Source organism: Streptomyces sp. YGL11-2, from assembly GCF_050054615.1.
In the GTDB taxonomy this organism is placed as follows: Bacteria; Actinomycetota; Actinomycetes; order Streptomycetales; family Streptomycetaceae; genus Streptomyces.
The window spans coordinates 500,068-502,686 of record NZ_JBNHIN010000001.1; the positions used below are offsets into that span (position 1 = coordinate 500,068).

General features: G+C 72.4%; 3 protein-coding genes and 1 pseudogene. 2 read left to right on the forward strand and 2 right to left on the reverse strand.

Going from position 1 to position 2,619, the window contains the following annotated elements; genetic code table 11:
• Positions 1-39: 39 nt before the first annotated feature.
• Both ACO1BR_RS02235 and ACO1BR_RS02240 read right to left on the reverse strand, forming a co-directional pair.
• Positions 40-396, reverse strand: a complete 357-nt coding sequence (locus ACO1BR_RS02235) for a hypothetical protein (RefSeq protein ID WP_426793298.1) — start codon at positions 394-396, stop codon at positions 40-42.
• A gap of 355 nt (positions 397-751) precedes the next feature.
• A complete protein-coding gene (locus tag ACO1BR_RS02240; protein ID WP_426793299.1) occupies positions 752-1,264 on the reverse strand; it encodes a hypothetical protein in 513 nt (170 codons plus the stop codon).
• A 495-nt stretch (positions 1,265-1,759) separates the two neighbouring features.
• On the opposite strand from ACO1BR_RS02240, the gene ACO1BR_RS02245 reads away from it, so the two are divergent.
• Both ACO1BR_RS02245 and ACO1BR_RS02250 read left to right on the forward strand, forming a co-directional pair.
• Entirely contained in the window at positions 1,760-1,909 is a 150-nt protein-coding gene (locus ACO1BR_RS02245; protein ID WP_426793341.1) for a keywimysin-related RiPP, read from the forward strand.
• Positions 1,910-1,948: 39 nt separating this feature from the next.
• Positions 1,949-2,619, forward strand: a pseudogene (locus ACO1BR_RS02250) (asparagine synthase); the annotation flags it as partial.

A 2,619-nucleotide genomic window follows, 5' to 3' on the forward strand; every position in this document is an offset into this window, starting at 1 on the left:
GGCGGGCCGCCGCACCCCCGCGGCCCGCCCGCCCGCCGCTCACTCCTTCACCGCCACCGCGCACGCCGTGCCCGGCCGGTCGCAGACCGACGACGGCCCGCCGCGCCCCAGCTCACCGGACGGCTGGACGACGGTCGTGCCGCCTTCCCGCGGCCCGGCCCCGAAGGTGTCGTCCCGCCACCCCAGCAGCGCCGAGGCCACCACCACTATCAGCACCATCACCGCGAACACCAGCAACGGCCGTGCGCGCCGGGCAAGTTGCCGCACCCGCGCGCTCCGCCGCGGCGCCGCCCCGTACGCCGCGCGGGGCCCCGGAACCGGCCCCGTACGCCGCACGCCCAGCGCGCGCCCCAGCCGTCTCTTCCAATACACCAACCGGTAGTAGAGCTTCAGCACCGCGGTGCCCCCTCGTGCGACAACCCAGGAAAGGCACGAGGGTACTGGCCCCCGGCCGGCGCGGCCCCCGCATACGGCAACGTGCGGTACGACGCTCGCCGGCCGGGCCATCACTCCGGGGGTACCCAGCGACGATCCTGATATGTCCCAGAACTGCGGCGGATTATCCGCTTCCTCCCCCATCACACCGTAAACTCCACCCCGGACAACGGCAGTTCACCGCCCGGCGGCCCGCACACCATGCCCCCTGCCGGCGAACTCCGACGCGCCACACCGCACACGGCAACGGCCCCGCGCCGGCCCCCGGAACGAACGGGAGCGGAGCGGGGCCGGAATGTGCACGCGTCGCCGGAGGTCAGCCCACGACAGGCAGGCCCTTCATCGGCAGGCTGCCCGTGGGCGCCAGCCCCTTGGTCGACAGGCCCTTGGCGGACAGGCCCTTGCCGGGGAGGCCCTTGGCCGACAGAGCCTTGGTGGGCAGCGCGCCGGTGCTCAGCTCGTCGGTGGGCAGCCCGCCGAGCAGGCCGCCACCCTGCGCGCCCGCCTTCGCGGTCTCGGCCGTCAGCCCGGCGGCCGAGCCCGTGGCGGTACCGGTGGCCCCGGTCAGCGTCGGCGCCGCCTGGCCCACTGCCGCACCCGACGCCTGGCTCGCCGCGGGAACCGCGTTGTCGACGACCTGGCCCCCGACATCTCCCGCGACCTTCGTCGCCGTGTGCCCGGCCCCGCCCAACTGGCCGCCGACGCCGTCGACATTGGTCAGCCCGCCCACGTCAGGGGTCTTCGGCAAGTCCGCGGCCTGCGCTCCGGCAGCCGACCCCAGCGTCATCGCGGCGGCGGCCATACCCACTGCCGTAAGAACTCGTCGCATCAAGGACTCCTTGAGAGAGGGAGGTGTGCTTGTGTGATGAGAACGATGAGCTGCCCGACCGGACACGCACCGCAGGCGCTCCACGGGGCGCGAAGCGGAACAGGGGGCGGACCGCCCGGCCCGCACGCCGGGGCCCGCGCCACGGGGCCCCGGCCGGCACCGACACCGGTCCGGACGACTCCCTCTCGCCCCCGTGCACCGTCGACAGCCGGACCATGCGCCCCGAAAAGTGCAACCCGTGTGACTTGAGGGGCAGTTGGGGCAAAAGTAAGAGGTGGCATTCCGGAATATTCGTAATAAGACAGTCGATTGCAGATCTTGAAACACCGCGGGCTGCGTGATTCCCTTTTGATCAAGCCCAGGGGGCGGTGACGGGGGTGCAAGTCCCGTCGACCGGCGGCTGGTTGGGAGTCATCCCGACGTCCGCGGACTCTTCCGCATCGGAACGCGTTCCGCCCTGGGCCGTCACGCCAGTGAACGGGGAGGTGAACCGTGATGCAGAGCAACGAACTCCAGGAGACCAACGAGCTCCAGGTCTACGAGGCCCCCAAGATGGTCGAGTGTGGCTCCTTCCAGGAGGACACCGGCTACTTCGGCCTGACCGGCTACGAGAACCTTTTCCACTTCTACGACAGGCTCCACTAGTGCCGACGCCGATGCGGCACTCCCCGTAAGGACACTGACATGGCCGATGCCGGTTGGCAGTACTTCGTCGCGCTGCCGGATGACGATGGCGCGGCGGCCGCCGTCGGCCGGCTCCCCACGGAGGGTGTGCGCATCCTGCTGAAACACCGGTCCGGCCGGCCCTGTGTGGCCGGCCGGCTGGCCGAAGGGCGAGCCCTGGTCGCCGAACAAGGCGACACCCGGCTCGCCGTGATCGGCCACTGCTCGGCGACCCGGGACGAACTCGCCGCGGCGGCCTCCCGCATCAACGAGGTGACCGACCTCGACGGGCTGGGCCTGGCCTGGGCCGGCAGCTACCACCTCATCGCCTCGGTGCGCGGCCGGCTGCGCGTACAAGGCACCGCATCCGGACTGAGGCGGATCTTCCACGGGGGCCTCGGCGCCCTCACCGTCGCCGCGGACCGTGCGGATGTCCTCGCCACCGTTCTGGACGCCCCGCTCGACCCGGCCCTGCTTGCCCTGCGCACCCTGGATGCACTGCCGCACCCACTGGGCGACCTGCCGCCCTGGCGCAACGTGTCCGCAGTGCCTCCGGGCTGGTACCTGGCACTGCCCCCGGACGGCCGGCGGCCGCTGGTCCAACGCTGGTGGCAGGCCCCCGAACCCGTACTGTCACTGGCCGACGGCGGCCGGTCGCTGCGCCAGGCGCTGGACGACGCCGTGGGGGGGGG

What these genes read in the sequence shown, in the direction of transcription:
- ACO1BR_RS02245 (WP_426793341.1), top strand. Translation starts at nt 1,760, where the DNA reads ATGCAGAGCAACGAACTCCAGGAGACCAACGAGCTCCAGGTCTACGAG.
- ACO1BR_RS02240 (WP_426793299.1), bottom strand. Translation starts at nt 1,264, where the DNA reads ATGCGACGAGTTCTTACGGCAGTGGGTATGGCCGCCGCCGCGATGACG.